General features: G+C 61.4%; 21 protein-coding genes. 8 read left to right on the forward strand and 13 right to left on the reverse strand.

The window, feature by feature from the left end; all coding sequences use genetic code 11:
* Nucleotides 1-56 precede the first annotated feature (56 nt).
* Nucleotides 57-932 (forward strand): SMP-30/gluconolactonase/LRE family protein, encoded by an 876-nt coding sequence (locus CYR55_RS03985; protein WP_101814862.1) that lies wholly within the window; start codon nucleotides 57-59, stop codon nucleotides 930-932.
* A 36-nt stretch (nucleotides 933-968) separates the two neighbouring features.
* Here CYR55_RS03985 and citG read toward each other — a convergent pair whose 3' ends face one another.
* Genes citG through citC form a run of 6 tightly spaced genes read right to left on the reverse strand, consistent with a single transcriptional unit; the run spans nucleotide 969 to nucleotide 6,141 of the window.
* Nucleotides 969-1,805, reverse strand: coding sequence for a triphosphoribosyl-dephospho-CoA synthase CitG (citG, locus tag CYR55_RS03990; RefSeq protein WP_241522081.1), 837 nt, complete (start codon nucleotides 1,803-1,805; stop codon nucleotides 969-971).
* A complete protein-coding gene (citX, locus tag CYR55_RS23920) occupies nucleotides 1,741-2,391 on the reverse strand; it encodes a citrate lyase holo-[acyl-carrier protein] synthase (RefSeq protein ID WP_101814864.1) in 651 nt (216 codons plus the stop codon). Before citX ends, citG begins: the two co-directional genes overlap by 65 nt.
* The gene (gene citF, locus CYR55_RS04000; RefSeq protein ID WP_101814865.1) at nucleotides 2,388-3,890 is read right to left on the reverse strand and encodes a citrate lyase subunit alpha; all 1,503 of its coding nucleotides are present in this window, start codon (nucleotides 3,888-3,890) and stop codon (nucleotides 2,388-2,390) included. The genes citX and citF overlap by 4 nt, the downstream gene beginning before the upstream one ends.
* 12 nt (nucleotides 3,891-3,902) lie before the next feature.
* Nucleotides 3,903-4,772, reverse strand: a complete 870-nt coding sequence (gene citE / locus CYR55_RS04005) for a citrate (pro-3S)-lyase subunit beta (RefSeq protein ID WP_101814866.1) — start codon at nucleotides 4,770-4,772, stop codon at nucleotides 3,903-3,905.
* On the reverse strand, nucleotides 4,769-5,065 hold the full coding sequence (gene citD / locus CYR55_RS04010) for a citrate lyase acyl carrier protein (protein WP_101814867.1): 297 nt from the start codon (nucleotides 5,063-5,065) through the stop codon (nucleotides 4,769-4,771). The genes citE and citD overlap by 4 nt, the downstream gene beginning before the upstream one ends.
* Nucleotides 5,066-5,094: 29 nt before the next feature.
* Nucleotides 5,095-6,141, reverse strand: coding sequence for a [citrate (pro-3S)-lyase] ligase (gene citC, locus CYR55_RS04015; RefSeq protein ID WP_101814868.1), 1,047 nt, complete (start codon nucleotides 6,139-6,141; stop codon nucleotides 5,095-5,097).
* Between the two features lie 267 nt (nucleotides 6,142-6,408).
* Between citC and citS the strand changes: the two genes are divergently transcribed.
* From citS to CYR55_RS04045, 6 genes are all read left to right on the forward strand, one after another.
* Nucleotides 6,409-7,752 carry a citrate/sodium symporter CitS gene (gene citS, locus CYR55_RS04020; protein WP_101814869.1) on the forward strand — a complete coding sequence of 448 codons (1,344 nt, stop codon included), beginning with the start codon at nucleotides 6,409-6,411 and terminating at the stop codon, nucleotides 7,750-7,752.
* Nucleotides 7,753-7,805: 53 nt separating this feature from the next.
* On the forward strand, nucleotides 7,806-8,045 hold the full coding sequence (locus CYR55_RS04025) for an oxaloacetate decarboxylase subunit gamma (RefSeq protein WP_101814870.1): 240 nt from the start codon (nucleotides 7,806-7,808) through the stop codon (nucleotides 8,043-8,045).
* Nucleotides 8,046-8,060: 15 nt separating this feature from the next.
* Nucleotides 8,061-9,830, forward strand: a complete 1,770-nt coding sequence (oadA, locus tag CYR55_RS04030) for a sodium-extruding oxaloacetate decarboxylase subunit alpha (RefSeq protein ID WP_101814871.1) — start codon at nucleotides 8,061-8,063, stop codon at nucleotides 9,828-9,830.
* Nucleotides 9,831-9,841: 11 nt separating this feature from the next.
* On the forward strand, nucleotides 9,842-11,143 hold the full coding sequence (locus tag CYR55_RS04035; RefSeq protein WP_101814872.1) for a sodium ion-translocating decarboxylase subunit beta: 1,302 nt from the start codon (nucleotides 9,842-9,844) through the stop codon (nucleotides 11,141-11,143).
* Between the two features lie 402 nt (nucleotides 11,144-11,545).
* The gene (locus tag CYR55_RS04040; protein ID WP_101814873.1) at nucleotides 11,546-13,060 is read left to right on the forward strand and encodes an ATP-binding protein; all 1,515 of its coding nucleotides are present in this window, start codon (nucleotides 11,546-11,548) and stop codon (nucleotides 13,058-13,060) included.
* 14 nt (nucleotides 13,061-13,074) lie between these two features.
* Complete coding sequence (locus CYR55_RS04045) at nucleotides 13,075-13,761, forward strand: response regulator (RefSeq protein WP_101814874.1); 687 nt, start codon at nucleotides 13,075-13,077, stop codon at nucleotides 13,759-13,761.
* A gap of 58 nt (nucleotides 13,762-13,819) precedes the next feature.
* Here the strand turns inward: CYR55_RS04045 and ispH are convergent, their stop codons facing one another.
* From ispH to ribF, 5 genes are read right to left on the reverse strand one after another with little or no spacing between them, the layout of a single operon-like run.
* Complete coding sequence (ispH, locus tag CYR55_RS04050) at nucleotides 13,820-14,770, reverse strand: 4-hydroxy-3-methylbut-2-enyl diphosphate reductase (RefSeq protein WP_101814875.1); 951 nt, start codon at nucleotides 14,768-14,770, stop codon at nucleotides 13,820-13,822.
* Complete coding sequence (gene fkpB, locus CYR55_RS04055) at nucleotides 14,751-15,221, reverse strand: FKBP-type peptidyl-prolyl cis-trans isomerase (RefSeq protein ID WP_101814876.1); 471 nt, start codon at nucleotides 15,219-15,221, stop codon at nucleotides 14,751-14,753. The genes ispH and fkpB overlap by 20 nt, the downstream gene beginning before the upstream one ends.
* Nucleotides 15,222-15,224: 3 nt before the next feature.
* Nucleotides 15,225-15,740, reverse strand: a complete 516-nt coding sequence (gene lspA, locus CYR55_RS04060) for a signal peptidase II (RefSeq protein ID WP_101814877.1) — start codon at nucleotides 15,738-15,740, stop codon at nucleotides 15,225-15,227.
* A complete protein-coding gene (ileS, locus tag CYR55_RS04065) occupies nucleotides 15,740-18,556 on the reverse strand; it encodes an isoleucine--tRNA ligase (protein ID WP_101814878.1) in 2,817 nt (938 codons plus the stop codon). Before ileS ends, lspA begins: the two co-directional genes overlap by 1 nt.
* A gap of 32 nt (nucleotides 18,557-18,588) precedes the next feature.
* Nucleotides 18,589-19,527: a bifunctional riboflavin kinase/FAD synthetase gene (gene ribF, locus CYR55_RS04070; RefSeq protein ID WP_101814879.1), complete on the reverse strand. Its 939-nt coding sequence runs from the start codon at nucleotides 19,525-19,527 to the stop codon at nucleotides 18,589-18,591.
* A gap of 398 nt (nucleotides 19,528-19,925) precedes the next feature.
* Here ribF and rpsT point away from each other — a divergent pair, with 398 nt between their 5' ends.
* Complete coding sequence (rpsT, locus tag CYR55_RS04075; protein WP_101815022.1) at nucleotides 19,926-20,189, forward strand: 30S ribosomal protein S20; 264 nt, start codon at nucleotides 19,926-19,928, stop codon at nucleotides 20,187-20,189.
* Nucleotides 20,190-20,239: 50 nt separating this feature from the next.
* Here rpsT and nhaR read toward each other — a convergent pair whose 3' ends face one another.
* Together nhaR and nhaA are read right to left on the reverse strand one after the other, a co-directional pair.
* On the reverse strand, nucleotides 20,240-21,181 hold the full coding sequence (gene nhaR / locus CYR55_RS04080; RefSeq protein WP_101814880.1) for a transcriptional activator NhaR: 942 nt from the start codon (nucleotides 21,179-21,181) through the stop codon (nucleotides 20,240-20,242).
* Between the two features lie 64 nt (nucleotides 21,182-21,245).
* Nucleotides 21,246-22,388 (reverse strand): Na+/H+ antiporter NhaA, encoded by a 1,143-nt coding sequence (nhaA, locus tag CYR55_RS04085; RefSeq protein WP_241522082.1) that lies wholly within the window; start codon nucleotides 22,386-22,388, stop codon nucleotides 21,246-21,248.
* Nucleotides 22,389-22,465 lie beyond the last annotated feature (77 nt).

The raw sequence follows: 22,465 nt of genomic DNA on the forward strand, positions 1-22,465 counted from the left end.
AGAGTGCGCTGCCATGTGCAGCGCGAGCCACTGTGAAAGGGAGGACAACGAGCGCTATGGCCGATTTTCTACGTTCTGAGATAACCCCGGTTAACGATTACCGGGCCGAGCTGGGCGAAACGCCCGTGTGGTGTGACCGCAGCCAGTCGCTGCTGTGGGTGGACATCAACCGCCGGCGCCTGCTGCGCTACTGGCCGTCACGCCGGGAGACGGAGATCCGCAATTTGCCGAGCGTCACCAGCGGCGTGCTGCTCACGGATAAGGATGAGGTGTTCCTGCTGGCCGCCCATCAGGGGATTGCCGCCTATGACTACGCCAGCGGTGAGATTACCGTGCTGTGCGACTACCCGGAAGAGACCAGCAAAACCCGCCCGAATGAGGCGGCGGTCGCGCCGGACGGCTCCCTGTGGTTCGGCACCATGGAGTTGACCGAAAGCGAGCCGATCGGTGCCTGGTACCGTTTTGCCGCCGGGGACGCCGCGCCGGAGATGATGATGGACAAGCTCACCATCCCCAATACGCTGGTGTGGCATGAGAACCGCGTCTGGTTCGCGGACAGCAACGCCAAACGCTTCTACTCCGGCAACGGCAAGCGCATCAACCCGCGCACACTGAGCTGCTATTCCAGCGGTGACCTGACGCCGGACGGCTCTACGCTGACCACCGGCGGCCGTTTGATCAATGCCTGTTTCGGCCACCACTGTCTGTTCACCTACCAGATTAATGAGGGCGAACTGCTGGCGGAAGAGGCGATCCCGCTGCCGGTGACCCAGCCAAGCTGCTGCACCTTTGGCGGCCCGGAGCGCAAGACGCTGTTTATCACCTCCGCACGCAAAGGCATGGAGAACCCCGGCGCGCTGGAAGGCGCACTGTTGCAGGTCGAGACCAGCGAGACCGGCGCCCCGCAGCACCGCTTTATTTTGCCGGGCTGAGTTTTCCTGCCTGCGCATCACCCTGACAAGGCGGCTTTACCAGGCCGCCCACGCCGCCTCCCCCACCGGGAATTCAGCCAGAAAGGCCGTGACCGCCAGCAGATCGGCACTGCCGCCGGGGCTGAGGTGGCGGGCGATAAGCGCATCATCCAGCGCATATAAGCGCGCCATGCCGTCCGGTGCCGACACCCCGCCCTGCCACAACAGCCCCTGCGCCTGCTGCTGCACATAGTGCAACCCCGCTACTCCGCCGCGTGCCGCCAGATTGGTGTCGGCATTCCAGGCCATCAGGTGCAGTAACACCTGTAACCGCGCCTGCGCTTTATCGCCGGTTTTCGTCATCATCCGCCGCCAGGTCGGCAGCGCCACACTGCGCACGGTATGAAAGCCACTCTCTGCCTCACCGCGTGCGCCGGTCAGGCCGTGCTGCTGATAGAGCCGCTCCCCGGCGGTGCGCGGTGCGGTGATGCCGGCCAACTCCCGCTGCACCAGCCCCCGGCAGAACTGGCTGACGGCTTCACACAACGGTTGCTGCGCCAGCGGCTGTTGCTGGGCCGTGAGCCGCCCCGCCGCGGCCAGCAACAAGCCGAAGGCGAAAATCGCGCCTTTGTGGGTATTCACCCCGCCGGTGGCGTGCAGCATCCCCGCCTCACACGCCAGCCCCAGCGGCCGCAGCATCGGCAACACCTGCACCGGAGCGAGCGCGGCGGTGCTGAACCCCAGATCGTAAAAGCGCGGCATCCGGGGCAACAGCGCTTCAATGCTGCGCACAAACAGCCCGAGGTTCATGTCCCGGTGCGCGCCGTTGTTACGCTTGTCCACCAGCCCCGGTTTCGGCGTCAGCATCACCTCCTGCAATAACGCCTCCCCCATCTGCTGCACCAGCTGTTCCCGCAACGGCGTCCGGGGCGGTAAGGTTATTCCGCTCATAGTTTTCCATCCTGTTATGAATCTCTTCCTTTATCAGCCACAGCGCATGGCGGCGCGCGCGGGCGCAGAGGTGTGCCGGTTCGGGGCAGATCAGGCAGCGGCGCGGCGCGCTCCCCACCTGCACACGCGGGATCGCCTCCCCGGCGGCGTTCAGCACATCCAGATCCCACAGCCGCCCGAGCGGGTGCGTCTCCTCCAGCGTGACCAGCGCCGCTTTCACCTCTGTTGCGGCCGCCTCCACCACCAGCATAAATTCCGGCCCGGTGGCGTGCAGCCAGCGCTGGTGCCAGCAGACCGGCCACTGCTTTTCCCGGCAGAGGGCGGTGACCGCCTCGCGCGCGTAGTGGCTGAGGCGACGATACGCCGCGCTGTCTTTGATGCCGCCCGGCGCAATCAGCGTGCCGCAAATCAGGGTGTTGCCGAAGCAGTGCAACGCCTGTTGCTGCCGCCTGGCGCGCCGTTCGCGGGCGGCGAGCATCTCCGCCAGCGTCACCACCCTGGGCTGCGGCATCCGGTGTTTACGGTTCACGGTTTGACCTGACGGATCACATCGATCACCGAGCCGTCGCGGTAGCGCACTACCGCCACCACCCGGTCGGTGAATGCGATCGCTTTCGGTTCGCCAGTCAGCAGCCGCGCCCGCGCATGCAGCTGTTCAATGGTTATCAGCGGCAGGCCCGCCGCCCGCAGCCGTTCGCTGATCTCCGGGCGGCGCGGGTTGACGGCGATGCCATGGTCAGTGACCAGCACGTCGATGCTTTCGCCCGGCGTCACGGTGGTCAGCACCTTGTCCACCACCGTCGGCAGGCGGCCGCGCACCAGCGGCGCGGTGATAATGGTGAGATCCGCCCCGGCGGCGGTGTCGCTGTGGCCGCCCGATGCGCCGCGCAATACGCCGTCGGAGCCGGTCATCACGTTAACGTTGAAATTGAGATCGATCTCCAGCGCGCTCAGCATCACCACATTCAGCCGTTCGCAGGCCGCGCCTTTGGAGCGCGGGCTGGCGTACTGGTTGGCGCTGATCTCGATATGGTGCGGGTTGCGGCTCAGCGATTGTGCCGCGTCGGCGTCAAAGGATTGGGTGTCGAGCAGCTTTTCCACCAGCCCTTTTTCATGCAGATCCACCATGGTGCCGGTGATGCCGCCCAGCGCGAACCCGGCGGTGATTTGATGGCGGCGCATCTTCTCTTCCAGAAACCGGGTGACGGCCAGCGCCGCGCCGCCGGTGCCGGTCTGCAGCGAAAAGCCGTTATGGAAGTAGCCGGAATGCTCGATCACATTGGCGGCCTGCCGGGCGATCAACAGTTCACGCGGGTTGCTGGTGAGGCGGATCGCTCCGGCGCTAATCTTGGCCGGATCGCCCACTTCCTCGACTTTGACGATCAGATCCACCTGATCCTGCGCGATGCTGGCCGGGTGGTTGGGGTAGCTGACAAATTCTTCAGTAAGCAGCACCACGGTGCGGGCGCGCTGGGCATCCACCTGCGCATAGCCCAGCGAGCCGCAGCATGATTTGCCGCTGAAGCCGTTGGCGTTGCCGAACTCGTCACAGCAAGGCACGCCGAGGAACGCCACATCAATCGTCAGTTCGCCGCTGTCGATCAGCTGCACGCGGCCGCCGTGGGAGTGGATCTGCACCGGGTTGTCCATCAGCCCGTGGGAGATCGCCTCGCCCAATTTGCCGCGCAGGCCGGAGGTGTAGATCTGGCGAATCACGCCCTGTTGAATGTGTTCGATCAGCGGCCAGTGGGCGTCAATCAACGAGCTGGACGCGAGCGTCAGATCGCGGAACCCCATGCGCGCCAGCGTGCCGACCACCAGGTTGACCACCTTGTCGCCGCCGCGAAACGCATGGTGGAAGGAGAGGGTCATGCCGTTTTTCAGGCCGGATCGCACGATCGCCTGTTCCAGCGAGGCGCACAGCTTGCGCCGGCGTTTTTCATCTTCCTGCGTCAGCCAGGGGCTGTGGGCGGCGGCGTGGGTAAACGCCGGAAGATCCGTGTGTGCGGGTGTAGTGTGGGTTGTCATGTTTGCTGCTCCTTATTCGCGAATGCCGCCCGCGGCCCGTGACAGAACGCGCTGCGCGTGCAGCACAATCGGGCCGTCAATCATTTTGCCGTTGAGGGAGATAACCCCCAGCCCCTGCCGGGCAGCCTCGTCCGCTGCCGCGATCACCTCGCGGGCGTAGGCCACTTCCTGCTGCGTCGGCGCATAGGCCTGGTGCAGCAGCTCGATCTGGCGCGGGTTGACCAGCGATTTACCGTCAAAGCCCAGCCGCCGCACCTGCTCCACTTCACGCAGGAACCCGGCGTCATCATTAACGTCTGACCACACCACGTCATAGGCGGCGATCCCTGCCACCCGCGCCGCGTGCAGCACCGCACAGCGGGCGTAGAACAGCTCGGAGCCGTCGCCGCGTGAGGTTTGCATGTCCATCACGTAGTCAAACGCCGCCAGCGCAATCGCCACCATGCGCGGGCTGCTGCGGGCAATCGCCACCGCGTTCACCACCCCCTGCGCCGACTCAATCGCCGCCATCAGCCGGGTGCTGCCCACCTCGCGGCCGCAGGCGGCTTCGATGCGCGCCACTTCTGCTTCCAGTTGCTGCACATCCTCCACGTTGTTGGTTTTCGGCAGGCGGATAATGTCCACCCCGGCGCGCACCACCGCTTCCAGATCGGCGAGGCCGAACGGCGTATCCAGCGGGTTGATGCGCACCACTTTTTCCACTTCGCGGTAGAACGGGTGCTGCAGGGCGTGAAACACCAGCAGGCGGGCGCTGTCTTTCTCGCGCAGCGCCACGGCATCTTCCAGGTCAAACATCACGGCATCGGCACCGTAAACAAACGAGGTGCTGAGCATCGCGGCGTTGGCACCGGGGATAAACAGCATACTGCGGCGTAATTTCATCCGGGCAGGCTCCATTCTGAGGGTTCTTTTCCGGCAGCACGCAGCGCGGCCGCCTGCACGCGGGCGCGCAATACGCACTCCAGCGCCCCTTTGTCATCAATGGCGATCTGCGCCTGGGTGATCCCAAGCTGCGCCAGCGTCGCCCGTGCGAGCTGGTCAATCGCCTCACCAAATTGCGCCCGCACCACGCTTTCCAGCGTCAGGTGCAGCCCCGGTTCCGGCGACGGGCCGATGCGCACCAGCGCATCACTGGACTCCAGCGTGCCGGCGACAGCGTCTTTTACGATCTCCATGTCGTGTATTGCCTCATTGGTTAGTTAAGTCAGGCAGGGGTCGTTTCCCTGCGGTGTGCGTGTTGCAAAAACGCCAGCGTGGTCGGCGGCACCAGTGCGGTTAAGGCATCCCAGTCTCCGGCGGCCAGCAGCGCCCGCACCCTGGAAGCCGACACCGGCGCGCCGCCGATTTCCAGCCGCGGCAGCTCCATGACTTCCACCGGCCGCCCGAGGCCGTCCGGCTGGGTCAGTAATGCTTTCATACGGCGGTTGTAGGCGGCGGTGAGCGGGCAAAAGGGTTCGGTGCCGACAAAGCGGTGGGTGATGCCCAGCGCCGGAGCGAGGTAGTGGCGGAACAGCTGTAGGTCGATCTGGCTGTGGCAGATGTCCACGACCCCCTGATCCTTCAGGAAGTAGCCGGGAAAGGTGGCGCGTGAGATCACATACGCCGAACCGGGGTGCAGCGTCAGGTTGCGGATGCCGTGCGTGCCCTGCGCGATCAGCGGGTAGCGCTCGGCGTAGCGGAACTGCGAGGCGTCCTCCTGCACCACCAGCAGGTGCAGCCAGTCACAGCGGGCGGCGGCCTGCTCCACCAGCCAGCGGTGGCCGAGGGTGAACGGGTTGGCATTCATCACAATCGCACCGATGCGCTGGCCGGGCTGCCGCTGGCGGCGCAGCTGGGCGCAATGGCGGCGCAGCTGGGCGCAATGGCGGCGCAGGCGGTCGGGGCTGTTTTCCATCAGCACCAGGTAGCCCGGCACCTCGGCCAGCGGGTAAAACCCGGCGGCGGCAAACAGCGCGCGGTTCTCCGGTTTGGTGAACAGGAAGAGTTCCGGGCGGCCGCGCTCAAACGCCAGCGTGATCAGCTCCGTCATCAGGGTCAGGCTCAGCCCTTCCCCGCGCCGCGCCGGGTCAATGGCGATGCATTTCAGCACCCGCCCCGCCAGCCCGCCGCAGGCCACCACCCGGCCCTGCTGGTACGCGGCGATCATCACTTCCACATCCTCTTCCAGCCGCATCCCAGCCTGGTGCAGCAACGGCAACAGCTGGGTGAGGCGTTCATCACCGGGAAAGAGGCGGCGAAACAGAACCGGCATAATGCGCTCCGCATCATCAGCAAAAGAAAGGGAGCGCTATTTCGCCACGCCGCACCGGGGATTAATTCCGGCAGGATCACATTTCACCGGCAATTTTAATGCCGCCTATGGCGTTTATTTATTTAATTACTTCCGGCAAATAAACCGCATTAAATTAATAAAAACCCTCGTGATTCATTGAACGCCATCACATCGCTGACGGCCGGTAATTCATTAGCATCTCCCCCGCTGCTGTCTGGTCTCTCTTACTACAAGGATAACGTCACGATGACGACAATTACCCCGCTTCCGGAAAAGGAAGCCAAGGGCGCGACTGCCCTTTGGTCATTCAAGCTGTTTGGTATGCCGCTGCCGCTCTACGCCTTCACGCTGGTGACGGTGCTGCTGGCCCATTTCACCGATACTCTGCCCAACGATCTGGTGGGCGGTTTTGCGCTGATGTTTGTGATTGGCGCGCTATTTGGCGAAATAGGCAAACGCCTGCCGATCTTTAATAAATATATCGGCGGTGCACCGGTGATGATATTCCTGGTCGCCGCCTGGTTTGTGTATGCGGGCATATTCACGGAGAAAGAGATTAAAACCATCACCAATGTGATGGATGAAAGTAATTTCCTGAACCTGTTTATTGCGGTGTTAATTACCGGCTCGATTCTGTCGGTCAACCGTAAATTACTGCTGCGCTCGCTGGTGGGCTATATCCCGACCATTCTGGCCGGGGTCGCCGGGGCGGCGCTGTTTGGGGTGTTGATTGGCGCGCTGTTCGGTATTCCGGTGGATCGGGTGCTGATGCTCTATGTGCTGCCGATCATGGGCGGCGGCAACGGCGCGGGCGCGGTGCCGCTCTCTGAGATCTACCACTCGGTGACCGGCAATTCGCGCGAAGAGTACTACTCCGTCGCCATCGCCATCCTGACCATCGCCAATATTTTCGCCATCGTGGCGGCGGCGATCCTCGACATCGTCGGCAAGAAGTTCCCGTCACTGACCGGCGAGGGCGAACTGGTGCGCAAGGCCTCTTTCCGCGTGGAAGAGGAGGAGAAAGCCGGGAAAATCACCCACCGCGAGGTGGCGGTCGGCATGGTGCTGGCGACCTGCTGCTTCCTGCTGGCCTATGTGCTTTCCAAATCCCTGCTGCCGGGCATCGGCTCGGTACAAATTCATACCTTCGCCTACATGGTGCTGATTGTGGCCGCGCTGAACGCCGCCAACCTCTGTTCGCTGGAGATCAAAGAGGGCGCGAAACGCCTCTCCGATTTCTTCTCCAAACAGATGCTGTGGGTGCTGATGGTGGGCGTCGGCGTCTGCTACACCGACCTCGGTGAAATCATCGCGGCATTGACCTTTGCCAACGTGGTGATCGCCGGGGTTATCGTGCTCGGCGCGATTGTGGGGGCGGCGCTGGGCGGCTGGCTGATCGGCTTCTTCCCGGTGGAGTCGGCGATTACTGCCGGGCTGTGCATGGCGAACCGCGGCGGCTCCGGCGACCTGGAAGTGCTCTCCGCCTGTAACCGCATGTCGCTGATCTCCTATGCGCAGATCTCCTCACGCCTCGGCGGCGGCATTGTGCTGGTGATCGCCAGCGTGGTGTTCGGCATGTTCACCGGCTAAGCCCCCTGCGGCGCGGCCTGCCGCCGTGCCGCGTTTTGATTGAGAACCAAAAGATGTCTGAACCCGATTTGATGCGTGAGGGCCTGGCCCTGATGGTCTGCGGCATGGGCTTTGTGGTGATTTTCCTGCTGGTGCTGGTGTTTGCGCTGCGCCTGATGTCCGGGATTATCACCCGATTTTCCCCGGCCCCGGCGGCCACGCCCGCGTCCCCGGCTCCCGATACGTTGGCGCACCTGCGCCCGGTTATCGCCGCCGCCCTTCACCACCACCGCCGTCTGCACGGCATTCACTGATCCCTGGAGAACCTGATGTCCCCTTTATTGCGCCCTGTGGCGATAACTGATGTGGTGCTGCGCGACGCGCACCAATCCCTGTTTGCAACCCGCCTGCGGCTGGACGATATGCTGCCCGCTGCCGCGATGCTGGACAAGATCGGCTTCTGGTCGCTGGAGTGCTGGGGCGGCGCGACCTTTGACGCCTGCATCCGCTTTTTGGGTGAAGACCCCTGGGTGCGCCTGCGCGAGCTGAAAAAAGCGATGCCCACCACCCCGTTGCAGATGCTGCTGCGCGGCCAGAACCTGCTGGGCTACCGCCACTACGCCGACGATGTGGTGGAGCGCTTTGTGGAGCGGGCGGTCGCCAACGGCATGGACGTGTTCCGCGTGTTCGACGCGATGAACGATGTGCGCAACATGCGCTGCGCGTTGCAGGCGGTGCGCAAACAGGGCGCGCACGCCCAGGGCACGCTGAGCTACACCACCAGCCCGGTGCATAACGACGACACCTGGCTGACCCTGACGGAACAGTTGCTGGAGAGCGGCGTCGATTCGGTGGTGATCAAGGATATGTCCGGCATTCTGACGCCGGACACTGCGTTCCGGCTGGTGAGCCTGATCAAGCAGCGCTTCAACGTGCCGCTGCATCTGCACTGCCACGCCACCACCGGCATGGCGGAGATGACACTGCTGAAAGCGATTGAAGCCAGGGTGGATGGCGTGGACACCGCCATCTCTTCGATGAGCGGCACCTACGGCCACCCGGCCACCGAGGCGCTGGTCGCCGCCCTGCGCGGCACCGCCTGGGACAGCGGGCTGGACCTGGTGCAGCTTGAGGCGATCGCCGCCTGTCTGCGTGAGGTGCGCAAAAAATACCATGCGTTCGAAGGCCAGTTGCGCGGCGCAGACAGCCGGATTCTGGTGGCGCAGGTACCGGGCGGGATGCTCACCAATCTGGAGGGCCAGCTGAAACAGCAGAATGCCGCAGACAAGCTGGACGCGGTGCTGGCGGAGATCCCGCGCGTGCGGGAAGACCTCGGCTTCCTGCCGCTGGTGACGCCGACCTCCCAGATTGTCGGCACGCAGGCGGTGATGAATGTGCTGCTCGGCGAACGCTACAAAAGCATCGCCAAAGAGACCGCCGGCATCCTGAAAGGCGAGTACGGCGCGACGCCTGCGCCGGTCAACGCCGCGCTGCAACAACGGGTGCTGGCGGGCGGCCAGCCGATTACCGGCCGCCCGGCCGACCACCTGCCGCCGGAGATGGCGGCACTGGAAGCGGAGGTGCGGCGCGAGGCAGCCGCCAAAGGCGTGACGCTGGCGGACACCCCGCTGGATGATGTGCTGACGGTGGCGCTGTTCCCGCAGATCGCCTGGAAATTCCTGGCGAACCGCCACAACCCGGCCGCGTTTGAGCCGTTGCCTGGCTGCGCCGCCGTGCCGCAGCCGCAGCCGCCAGCATCGCCCAACGGCCCGGCGCGCTACACCGTGGAGATGGAGGGGCGTTGCTATGTGGTGCAGGTCACCGAAGGCGGAGATGTTGACACCATTACGCCGGTGGCCGCACCCGCTGCGCCGGTGTCGGCCGGGGGCGTGGCGGTGAATGCGCCGCTGGCCGGGGCGATCTGGAAAGTGGTGGTGAACGAGGGGCAAGCGGTGCAGCAGGGTGATGTACTGGTGATTCTGGAAGCAATGAAGATGGAGACCGAGATCCGCGCCTCTGCGCCCGGCACCGTCAGCGCCATCCGGGTGAAACCGGGTGATGCCGTCAACGTGGGCGACTGCCTGCTTACTCTGGCCTGAGGCGACACCGCATGGAAAGGTTAACGGCCCTGTTTCAGGGATTGGGCATCCTGCACCTGAGCGGCGGGCAGGCGTTGATGCTGCTGGTGAGCCTGCTGCTGTTGTGGCTGGCGATCGCCCGTAAGTTCGAACCGCTGCTCTTGATGCCGATTGGCTTCGGCGGCCTGCTGGCAAATATTCCGGATGCCGGGCTGGCGATGTCGGCGCTGGAGATGGTGCTCTACAAGGCGCAGCCGGATCAGCTGGCGGCGCTGGCCGCACGGCTGAACTGCCTGCCGGACGCGGCGGTCATCAAGGCGCAACTGGCCACCGCCGCCCCGGCGGTGCTGCACGGGCTGGCGCCACTGGCCGAGGAGATGGGCCACAGCGACGGCGTGCTTTACGTGTTCTATAAGGTCGCGATTGCCTCCGGCATTGCGCCGCTGGTGATCTTTATGGGCGTCGGGGCGATGACCGATTTCGGCCCGCTGCTGGCTAACCCCCGCACGCTGCTGCTGGGGGCGGCCGCGCAGTTCGGCATCTTCGCCACGGTGCTCGGCGCACTGGCGCTGAATATGCTGGGCGTCATCAGCTTTACGCTGCCGCAGGCGGCGGCGATTGGCATCATCGGCGGCGCGGACGGGCCAACGGCGATTTATCTCTCCAGCATTCTGGCCCCGGAACTGCTGGGGGCGATCGCGGTGGCGGCCTACTCCTATATGGCGCTGGTGCCGCTGATCCAGCCGCCGATCATGCGGGCGCTGACCACCCCGGCGGAGCGGCAGATTGTGATGACCCAGCTGCGGGTGGTGCATAAACGGGAGAAGATCATTTTCCCGGTGATGTTGCTGCTGCTGGTGGCGCTGCTGCTGCCGGACGCCGCCCCGCTGCTGGGGATGTTCTGCTTCGGCAACCTGATGCGCGAATGCGGCGTGGTGGATCGGCTGAGCGACACGGTGCAGAACGCGCTGATTAACATCGTCACGATTTTCCTTGGCCTGTCCGTCGGCGCGAAGCTGGTAGCGGATAAGTTCCTGCAACCGCAGACGCTGGGCATTCTGCTATTGGGGGTGATTGCCTTCGGCATCGGCACCGCCAGCGGGGTGTTGATGGCGAAGCTGCTTAACCGGTTTGGCAAGACGCCGATTAACCCGCTGATTGGCGCGGCCGGGGTCTCGGCGGTGCCGATGGCCGCCAGGGTCGCCAATAAAGTGGGGCTGGAGGCCAACCCGCAAAACTTTTTGCTGATGCACGCGATGGGGCCGAATGTCGCCGGGGTGATTGGCTCGGCGATTGCGGCCGGGGTGATGATTAATTATATCCTGGCGATGTAAGCCCCCTGCCCGGTCTTTTCTCCGCTCTGTAACAAAAAAGCGGCCGTTCATCGCGGCCGCTTTACAATATTCTCTATTGTTTGACACAACCTGCCGGAAATATTCTCACTCGTCCTGCGTTATAAACCCATATTATTCATAACGTGCATAAAGTGCATAAAATTTTCAGCACTCCACGCACTCCTTCACGGTTTCCTCTTTCTTAACCATTATATTAACAGGGGTTTTATTCCCGGCCTTGCGGGCTATTTAATACAGGCCACCCCCCTTATAAGGAGACTATTTATCCATCCGGTTAATTCACTCAGGAACAAGGCTGCTATCCGGCGAAAATATGCCGGCCCGAAATCTTTTCAGACGCGCGTTTTTCTGCTGCTGCTGTTTACCTCGACCATCAGCCTTATGGTGATGACCGGCTATTTCAGCCGTATGGAAAAAGAGCGGCTGCATTATCAGGTCGGTCAGCGCGCCCTGGTGCAGGCCCGGCAAATCGCCGCGATGCCCTCCATGGTGGAGGCGGTGGCGCAACAGGACACCGACGCCGTGAAAGCGCTGGCAACCCGGCTGCGTGCGCTGTCGGATGCCACCTACATCACCATCGGGGACAGCCACGGCGTGCGGCTGTTCCATGTGGATGAGGAGAAAATCGGCGCGCTGATGGAGGGCGGCGACAGCGGCCCGGCGCTGAAGGATGGCCGCAGTTATCTCTCGGAGCGGCGCGGCTCACTGGGTACGTCGCTGCGCGGCAAAGCCCCGGTGCGCACGGCAGATGGCCGGATCATCGGCATTGTGTCCGTGGGGTATACCCTGAGCCAGCTGGAGAGCTGGATGTGTTTGCAACGCAATACGTTGCTGCTGCCGATGCTATTACTGCTGCTGTTTCTGCTGGTGTGCGCCTGGTGTTTTTCGCTGCATATCAAGCGGCAGATGCGCAGCCTGGAGCCGGATGAACTGGCGCGGCTGCTGATTCAGCAGGAGGTGCTGTTCGAGTCGGTGTTTGAGGGGCTTATCGCCATTGACGCGGAAAACCGCATCATCGCCATTAATCAGGCAGCGCGGCGGATGCTGGGGCTGGTGCAGCCGGTGCATCTGCTGACTGGTGAGCCGGTTCAGGAGATTGTGCACCCCGGCAGTTTTTTTCTCGACTCACCGGGGCAGGATAAAAAAGATGATATTGCCTCATTTAATAATGTGAAGGTGATTGCCAGCCGGATGGGCATTTGCATTAACGGTATCCCGCAGGGGGCGGTCATCAGTTTCCGTAATAAAGATGATATTAATACCCTGAGCCTGCAATTGAGCCAGATTCAGCAATATGCGGATAATTTACGCGCCATGCGCCACGAGCAAATTAATACCTTTTCCACCCTGGCCGGGCTGCTGCATATAAAAGCCTATGATGATGCGATGAACATGATTCAGGCGCAGTCTGAACGCCACCAGAAAATAGTGGATTACGTGACGATGAATTTCCGGAATAACCCGCTGGCCGGGCTGTTAATCGGGAAATATTACCGCGCGCAGGAGCTGGGCATTGAACTCACGTTCGACCCCGGCTGCTATGTGGCGGAGTTGCCGGAGAGCCTGACGCACAATGAGTGGATCTCGATTGTCGGCAACCTGCTGGATAACGCCTTTATCGCCACCTTAAAGCAACCCGGCAGCCCGCGGGTGGTCGAGTTTTACCTCAATGCGCAGGGGGATGAGGTGGTGCTGGAAGTGGCGGATCACGGCTGCGGCATCCCGGAGGCGATCCGGGCGCGGATTTTCGAACGCGGCATTACCACCAGCACCTCCGGCGATCACGGCATCGGCCTGTGGCTGGTGGACAGTTATGTACGGCAGGCCGGAGGCACCATTTTCATTGATGACAACACCCCGGCCGGCACCATTTTTACCCTGACAATCCCGTGGTGAGAAGAGGATGAATGATGACGATATTATCGCTGCTGATTGTTGAAGATGAGCCGCAACTGGCGGAACTGCTGGCGGATTACATCAAGCAAAATTTTAATTTTCATATTGTGAGCATCGCCGGCACGCTGAATGAGGCGCGGATGATTACCCGGCGTTATAAACCCCACCTGATTCTGCTGGATAATTTCCTGCCCGACGGGCGCGGCATTGAGCTGATTAAACATCTGGTGAATGAGAACAGCACCAGCCGCGTGGTGTTCATCACCGCCGACAATGACATGGACACCATCAGCGAGGCGATCCGCCTCGGGGTGTTTGACTACCTGATAAAGCCGGTGCATTACCAGCGGCTGCACCATACCCTGAGCCGCTTCAGCCGCTATGTCAGCTCGCTGCGCTCCAGCGAACAGGCCAGCCAGCAGCATGTGGATGCGCTGTTTAATATGCAGTCACGCGAATGGGCTGAGGAAGCGCCCGCGCCGTTGCGCGGCATTGAGGGTAATACGCTGCAAAAAATCCGTGACCTCTTCACCGGGGAGAGCAGCTACACCGCAGACAGCCTGGCGCGCCTGCTCGGCAGCAGCAAAACCACTGCCAGGCGCTATCTGGAGCATGGGGTGAAAGAGCGTTTCCTGGAGGCGGAAGTGGTGTATGGCCGGGTCGGCCGCCCGGAGCGGGTTTACCGCGCCCGCCGCGCCTGATACCGCCATAAAAAAAGGGTCTGCCGAGGCAGACCCTGTAGAACGCAGCGGGGCAAGATCAGTCGATCTGTTTGACATCCACCCGCAGCTCTTTCGGCACTTCAAACACAATGTTCTCTTCGCGGCCGCTCATCTCAATCGCCGCACCGCCGCCCAGCGCCTGCAGACGCTTGATCACATCCTGCACCAGCACGTCCGGCGCGGAGGCCCCGGCCGTAACGCCGATGCTCGCTGCGCCTTTCAGCCAGGCTTCCTGGATGTCGGCGGCGGAATCGACCAGATAGGCCTGTTTGCCCATGCGCTGTGCCAGCTCCGCCAGACGGTTGGAGTTGGAGGAGTTGCGTGACCCCACCACCAGCACCACGTCCGCCCCATCCGCCAGGTTGCGTACCGCTTCCTGCCGGTTGGTGGTGGCGTAGCAGATGTCATCCTTACGCGGCCCGACGATCTTCGGGAAACGCTCACGCAGGGCGTCAATCACGTCAGAGGTGTCATCCACCGACAGGGTGGTCTGCGTCATGAAGCAGAGGTTATCCTCGTTTTTCACTTGCAGGGTGAAGACATCCGCCGGGGATTCCACCAGGTACATGCCCCCTTCTGGGTTGCTGTACTGGCCCATGGTGCCTTCCACTTCCGGGTGGCCGGCATGGCCGATCAGGATCGCTTCGGTGCCTTTACGGCTGGCGCGGGCCACTTCCATATGCACTTTGGTCACCAGCGGGCAGGTGGCGTCGAAGACCGTGAGGTCACGGCTGCGCGCTTCCGCCCGTACCGCCTGTGATACGCCGTGCGCGGAGAAGATCAGGATCGAGCCGTCCGGCACTTCGTCAATCTGCTCAATAAACACCGCACCGCGGGCGCGCAGGCTGTCTACCACGTAACGGTTATGCACCACTTCGTGCCGCACGTAGATCGGCGCGCCGTAGATCTCCAGCGCACGCTCCACAATGCTGATGGCGCGGTCAACGCCCGCACAGAAACCGCGCGGGTTAGCCAGCAGGATTTGCATTATTGGCCTCCAGATTCGGGTCAATCTCCAGCACTTCCAGATCAAAGCTGATGTGCTGGCCGGCCAGCGGGTGGTTGAAATCGACGGTGATCGACTCCTCCGCCACCTCACGCACCACGCCCGGCATTTCACTGCCGTCCATCGCGTTGAACATCATAATGGTGCCCACTTCCGGGATGCCGGTTTCGATGAAGTCACGGCGGGAAAAGAACTGGATCAGATCCGGGCTTTTCTGGCCGAACGCCGACTCCGGCGACAGGGTAAAGGCGCGCTTCTCGCCGACCTGAAGGCCCAGCAGATGCGCTTCCAGATCGTCAGAGAGGCTGCCGTCGCCCAGGCGGAACAGCGCCGGTTTGCCGTTGCCGCGGGTGGATTCCGCCACTGAGCCATCTTCCAGCGTCAGGGTAAAATGCACCAGCACGGCGCTGTCAGGTTGAACATGGTCTGCCATCAGTTACCCCTTGTTTCCGGCCGCAGCCTTGTCATTGGTGCCGGGGGCGATGAAGCCCTCCAGCACCACCAGTGCCGCGCCGACACAAATGGCGGTGTCAGCGATGTTGAAGGTCGCGAAGTGCCAGTTGCCGATGTAGAAGTCAACGAAGTCCACCACAAAGCCGTGCCACATGCGATCAAACAGGTTGCCCAACGCCCCGCCGATAATCAGCGCGTAGGCGCTGTTGGCGATTTTCTTCTGTGCGCTGCTGCGGAACATCATCACCAGCAGGGCCAGCGCGATGGCAATCGCAATACCCGCGAAGAACCAGCGCTGCCAGCCGCCTTTGTCCGCCAGGAAACTGAACGCCGCGCCATAGTTGCGCGCGTAGTGCAGGTTCAGGAACGGAAACAGCGGCTGCGTTTCGCCCAGCATGAAATGGTTCACAATCCACTGCTTGCTGCCGAGGTCAACGATTAATACCACAATCGTCAGCCACAGCCAGCGCAGTCCGGTTGAAAATAACGGTTTACGCATCAGGCAAATTTACGCTCTTCGCCGTTACCGGCTACGTTGGTATAGCAGCGACCGCAGATCTCTGCGTGCTCCGGGTTCTGGCCTACATCGGTGGTGAAGTGCCAACAGCGCGGGCATTTCTCGCCGTCGGCTTTCGCCAGGCCGATTTTCAGCCCTTTGAGCTGCTCGCTGGCCTGTGCATCGGCCGGGGCCTCCGCCAGCGGTGCCACGGTGGCCGCCGAGGTCAGCAACACAAAGCGCAGTTCCGCGCCCAGGCTGTGCAGTTTCGCCGCCAGGTCGCTGTCTGCGTAGAGTGTGACTGCCGCTTCCAGCGAGCCGCCGAGGCGTTTGTCCGCACGGGCCTGCTCAATCACTTTGTTCACTTCGCCGCGCACTTTCAGCAGCTCGGCCCAGAAGGCGTCGCTCATCGGCTCGGCGTCGTCCAGCCCGAACAGGCCGCTGAACCACTCTTCGGTGAACACGTATTGCGCGCGTTTGCCCGGCAGGTAGCCCCAGATCTCATCCGCAGTAAAGGACATGATCGGTGCCATCCAGCGCACCAGCGCTTCCACGATGAAGAAGAGCGCGGTCTGGCAGCTGCGGCGCGCCACGCTGTCGCTTTTCGCGGTGTACTGGCGGTCTTTGATGATGTCGAGGTAGAACGACCCCATCTCCACCGAGCAGAACTGCATCAGACGCTGCACCACTTCGTGGAAATCGTAACGGGCGTACGCCTGTTCGATATCCTGCTGCGCGGCCAGCGCACGGCCCACGGCCCAGCGGTCCAACACCACCATCTCTTCCGGGCTGACCATGTCCGTTTCCGGGTTGAAGCCGTTCAGGTTCGCCAGCAGGAAGCGGGCGGTGTTACGGATGCGGCGGTAGGAATCCGCTGCGCGCTTCAGGATTTCGTCGGAAACCGCGATTTCACCGGTGTAATCGGTAGAGGCCACCCACAGGCGCAGAATGTCGCCACCCAGCTTGTTCATCACGTCCTGCGGGGAGACGGTGTTACCGATGGACTTGGACATCTTGCGGCCCTGTCCATCCACGGTGAAGCCGTGGGTCAGCACCTCTTTGTACGGCGCTTTGCCTTTCATCGCGGTGGAGATCATCAGCGACGACATAAACCAGCCGCGGTGCTGGTCAGAGCCTTCCAGGTACATGTCCGGCGTGTGGCCGTCAAATTCCGGACGGGCATCCACCACGGAGAAGCTGGTGGAGCCGGAGTCAAACCAGACGTCCAGCGTGTCCGGCACTTTCACGTAGTCAGCGGCGTCGTCACCCAGCAGTTCGGCCGGGTCAAGATCCCACCATGCCTGGATGCCGTTCTCTTCAACGCGTTTCGCCACCTCTTCCATCAGCTCAATGGTGCGCGGGTGCAGCACTTCCGTCTCTTTATGGACGAACAGCGACATCGGCACGCCCCAGGTGCGCTGGCGGGAGATACACCAGTCCGGGCGGTTGGCGACCATGTTTTCGATACGCGCCTGGCCCCAGTCCGGGATCCACTGCACGCCTTTGATTTCGCTCAGTGACTGCTTACGCAGGCCATGCTGGTCCATGCTGATGAACCATTGCGGCGTGGCGCGGAAGATGATCGGCGTTTTGTGACGCCAGCAGCACGGGTAGCTGTGGGTCAGTTTCTCAACGTGCAGCAGGGCGCCCTGCTCACGCAGCAGGTTCACAATCACATCGTTGGCTTTGAAGACGAACAGGCCATCCAGCGTCGGGTAGGTGCCCGGCAGGTAGCAGCCGTTCGGGCCGACCGGGTTGGCCACTTCCAGGCCATATTTCTGGCCGATCACGTAGTCATCCGGGCCGTGGCCGGGCGCGGTGTGTACCGCACCGGTACCGGCGTCCAGCGTGACGTGATCGCCCAGGATCGCCGGCACGTCAAAGCCCAGGAACGGGTGCTGGAAGCGCAGCAGCTCCAGAGCCGCTCCTTTGCATTCGCCCAGCACCGTCCACTCGGTGATGCCGGCACGCTTCATCACGCTCTCTACCAGATCGGTCGCCAGGATCAGGCAACGCCCTTCCACCTGCACCAGCTGGTAGGCGAACTCCGGGTTCAGGGAGATCGCGCGGTTGGCCGGCATGGTCCACGGAGTGGTCGTCCAGATAACCAGCGCAATCGGGCCGTTGAACTGCGTGACGCCGAATTTGGCGGCCACGCCTGCGGCGTCGGTGGCGTTGAACATCACATCAATCGACGGCGAAGTTTTGTCGTAATACTCGACTTCTGCTTCCGCAAGCGAAGATCCGCAGTCAGTACACCAGTGCACCGGCTTTGCGCCTTTGTGCAGGTGGCCGTTGGCGATGATTTTACCCAGCGCACGGATGATGTTGGCTTCGGTGCCGAAGTCCATGGTCAGGTAGGGGCGATCCCAGTCGCCCAGCACGCCGAGGCGGATGAAATCCGCTTTCTGGCCGGCCACCTGCTCAGCAGCATATTTCCGGCACGCTTCACGGAATTCGGCCGCGGTGACTTTCTCACCCGGCTTGCCGATCAGCTGCTCGACTTTCAGTTCGATTGGCAGGCCGTGGCAGTCCCAGCCCGGTACATACGGCGAGTCATAACCGGCCATCCCTTTCGACTTGATAATAATGTCTTTGAGAATTTTGTTAACCGAGTGACCAATATGAATGCTGCCGTTCGCATACGGAGGGCCGTCATGCAGGATAAAGGTTTTTTTGCCCTTTTTGGCAGTACGAATCATCCCGTACAGATCCTGCTCATACCAGCGTTGCAGCATGCCAGGCTCGCGCTTGGCGAGATCGCCGCGCATCGGGAACCCTGTTTCCGGCAAATTCAGGGTATTTTTGTAGTCACTCATCAGATTCTCGGTTCCGTTTTCGGCAAGAGAGGTTAAACCGGTGCCTTCAGCCCGAAATATTTCCGGGTAGTCACCACATCGTTGGCGATCTGCTGTTTCAATGCATCAAGTGAAGCAAACCGCTGTTCATTACGCACTTTGGCGCTCAGCACCACTTCTATATGGCGCCCATATAAGTTCATTGCAACGTCCAGCAGGTGAACTTCCAGCTGCTGGCGCACGCCCGACACCGTGGGGCGGGTGCCGATATTGGCGACGCCGGGCAGCGGGGATGGCCCCAGGCCATGCACCTGCACCGCGTACACGCCGTTAACCGGGGCCACCCGCCGCTTCAGCGGCAGGTTAGCCGTGGGGAAGCCAATCGTCCGGCCCAGGGCATCACCATGCACCACCCGGCCGGAGATGCTGTAAGGGTGGCCAAGCAGGCGCTCTGCCAGCCCCAGATCATCATTTTTCAACGCGGTACGGATGGCCGTGCTGCTGATGCGCAGGCCGCCCTCATGGAAGGTCGGCGTACTTTGGACGGTAAAGCCGAATTCCGCCCCGGCTTTCTGCAACAGGGTGAAATCCCCCTGGCGGCCTGCCCCGAAGCGGAAATCATCGCCCACGGTCAGGAACTTCACCCCCAGCTTTTCAATCAGCAACTGGGCGACAAACGCCTGGGCGCTCATGGCGGCAAAACGCGGGTCAAACCGCACACAGAGCAGGTAATCCACCCCGGCCTCCGCCAGATAGCGGGCTTTGTCACGCAGGCGGGTCAACCGCGCCGGGGCTTTTTCCGCTGCAAATAACTCCTGCGGTTGCGGTTCAAACACCATGACCATGACCGGCAGCCCCAGCCGCCCGCCTTCATATTTCAACTGCTCCAGCAACGCCCGGTGGCCACGGTGCACGCCGTCAAAATTACCAATAGTGAGCACGCAACCGTGGTGGCGCGCCCGAAGATTGTAAATGCCGCGAATAAGCTCCATAGCAGGCTCAAGAGAGTGGAAATCGGCGGATTATACCTTGTACAGCCTTTAAGGTTAACCCGCGATTGGGGGTTTAGTATGATGTCCTACCATACCGGAGTTATGCAGGCGGTAAAATCCTTTTGCAGCCGCCTGCCGGCAGGTTGCCGGCGGGTGACTGAATGTAAACAACCGGTTAGCGCCTTTTCTCAATCCTTTCTGTACCCGCTGGCGAATTTTCGTGGGAAAGGCTGTATTCCCTGGGACGAAGCTGTTAAAATCCTGCGCCATCACAACGTAACAAGTGCCGGCCGTACAAACGGCGCTTATTTGCACAAATCCATTGACAAAAGAAGGCTAAAAGGGCATATTCCTCGGCCTTTGAATTGTCCTCAATAGAATATTTTGGGAGTTGGACCTTGGCTAATATCAAATCAGCTAAGAAACGCGCCGTACAGTCAGAGAAGCGTCGCAAGCATAATGCAAGCCGTCGCTCTATGATGCGTACCTTCATCAAGAAGGTATACGCGGCTATCGCCACTGGCGATAAAGAAACTGCACTGAAAGCATTTAACGAAATGCAACCACTTGTGGACCGTCAGGCCTCCAAAGGTCTGATCCACAAAAACAAAGCTGCGCGTCATAAGTCAAACCTGACTGCGCAAATCAACGCAATGCAATAATCGCATTACGCTGTTTGCTTTGTTAAAAAAACCGGCTCAGGCCGGTTTTTTTACGCCTGCGATTTCCCTTCCGCCATGGGTTCGCGTTGTATCTCCTGGGCGCTGAACAGCCCGGAGAAATCCGTGTGGCAGATGCGCTGCACCGCCGGGTGCTGAATCATCCGTTCGGCAAAAATCACGTAATACTTCTCTTTGACGGAATCAACCTGCCCCACCTGGTGCACCCGCATCAGCCCCTGCATCTCGGCTGCATAGAGCGCCGGCGCGACAAAAATCGCATTGTTATGCTGGCCAAACGCGGCCATCAGCGCGGCATCATCAAACTCACCCAATATTTCCGGCTGAATGCCCTGCGAGCTGAACCAGTTGAGCAGCGTGCGCCCCAGCATCGAACGGCGGCCGGGAATTAAGAGCTTACGGTGGCGCAGGCACTCAGGAAAAGGTTGCTCCGGCAGCGGGGCACCGCAATAGAAACCGACTGCGCACTCCCCCAGCTTCACCGAAAACAGCCCCGCCTGCTGGCTGGAGTCCACCGGGCAATCCGAGAGGATCATGTCCAGTTTGTGCTGGCTCAGTTGCTCCAGCAGCAACTCATGGGTGGATTCATAACAGCGCAGATGAATCTGCCCCTCCTCCGCCACCGCCGTTTCCAGCACCCGGCTCACCAGCCGCTTAGAGAGTGCATCAGCCACGCCGACATCAAACAGCAGGCTCGACTCTTTGCGGTAGTTGACGATATCCAGCATCTCCTGGCTGAGCATAAACATCTTATCCGCGTAGCGGAACACCAGTTGCCCCAGTTCAGACGGCACCAGCCCGCGCCCCTGGCGTTTGAACAACTTGCCGTCCAGCCGCTCCTCCAGCGCCTTGATCTGGCCGGTGATAGTCTGGGGGGTCAGAAACAGCGCATCAGCCGCGCCGGAAACCGACCCGGCTTTGCAGACATGCCAGAAGTAGTAGAGATGGTTAAAGTTAAGATGAGACATACGCATGATAGAGCCTCACAACCGGCAGACGCTCCAGTCTGCCGGATAATGGCCCGGACGCGCGAGCGCGTCAGGCGGGGCGTTTGGCCGGCAGCACCCGGCTCAGGGCCAGGTAGCCGAAGCAGGCCGCCAGCAGGGAGCCGCTGAGAATGCCCAGTTTGGCATAGTTAATCAGCGCGGGATCGTCATGGCCGAACGCCAGCCCGGCAATAAAGATCGACATGGTAAAGCCGATGCCGCACAACACTGACACCGCGCTGATATGTTTAAACGTCACTCTGTCCGGCAAGTGGGCGATACCTGCTTTTACGGCCAGCCAGCAGATCAGCGTGATCCCCAGCGGCTTACCGATAAACAACCCGGCGATGATGCCGAGCGGCAAATCGGACAGCAGCCCCGCCACCGATACCGCACCGAGGTAGATCCCGGCATTGGCGAACGCGAACAGCGGCAGGATCAGGCGCGCCACCCACGGGTGCAACTGATGCTCCAGCTCGCGCAGCGGGGAGAACTTGTGGCCGCGGTTAAGCGGGATCAGGAAACCGGTTATCACCCCCGCCAGCGTGGCATGAATACCCGACTGTAAAATACAGACCCACAATACCGCGCCCAGCAGCAGATAGAGCGTGCGCGAGTTAACGCCGCGCCAGTTCATCACCGCCATCACCAGGATGGTCAACGCCGCCCCGGCTAGTGCGGTCAGGGAGAGGTGGGAGGTGTAGAACAGGGCGATAATCACGATCGCCCCCAGATCGTCGATGATCGCCAGCGCCAGCAAAAAGGCTTTCAGGCTGGCCGGTACGCGGCTGCCGAGCAGCGCCATCACCCCGACGGCAAACGCAATATCGGTGGCGGCCGGAATCGCCCAGCCTACGCGCGTGACCTCATCGCCGGCATTAAATAACAAATAGATTAATGATGGAGCAATCATCCCGCCCAACGCGGCAATCACCGGGAAAAGGGCTTTATTTAAGCCCGCCAACGAGCCTTCCATTAATTCGCGTTTTACTTCCAGCCCCACTAGCAGGAAGAAAATCGCCATCAGGGCATCGTTAATCCACCAGAGTGACGAATGACTCAGATCATAACCGGCCAGATGCAGCGGTAAGGGGGTATTGATCAACCATAAATAGGTCTCATGCAACGGCGAGTTTGCCATGATGAGCGCGATAATAGCCGCCACAATCAGCACAATGCCGCCGGAGGCTTCCATGTTGAAAAAATGCCTGATGGTGTTACGCACGAATGCCATCCTTTATATTTATAATCAGGTTAAACCGGGAGTCTAAA

It is taken from the genome of Chimaeribacter californicus (assembly GCF_002858675.1).
Classification (GTDB): Bacteria; Pseudomonadota; Gammaproteobacteria; order Enterobacterales; family Enterobacteriaceae; genus Chimaeribacter; species Chimaeribacter californicus.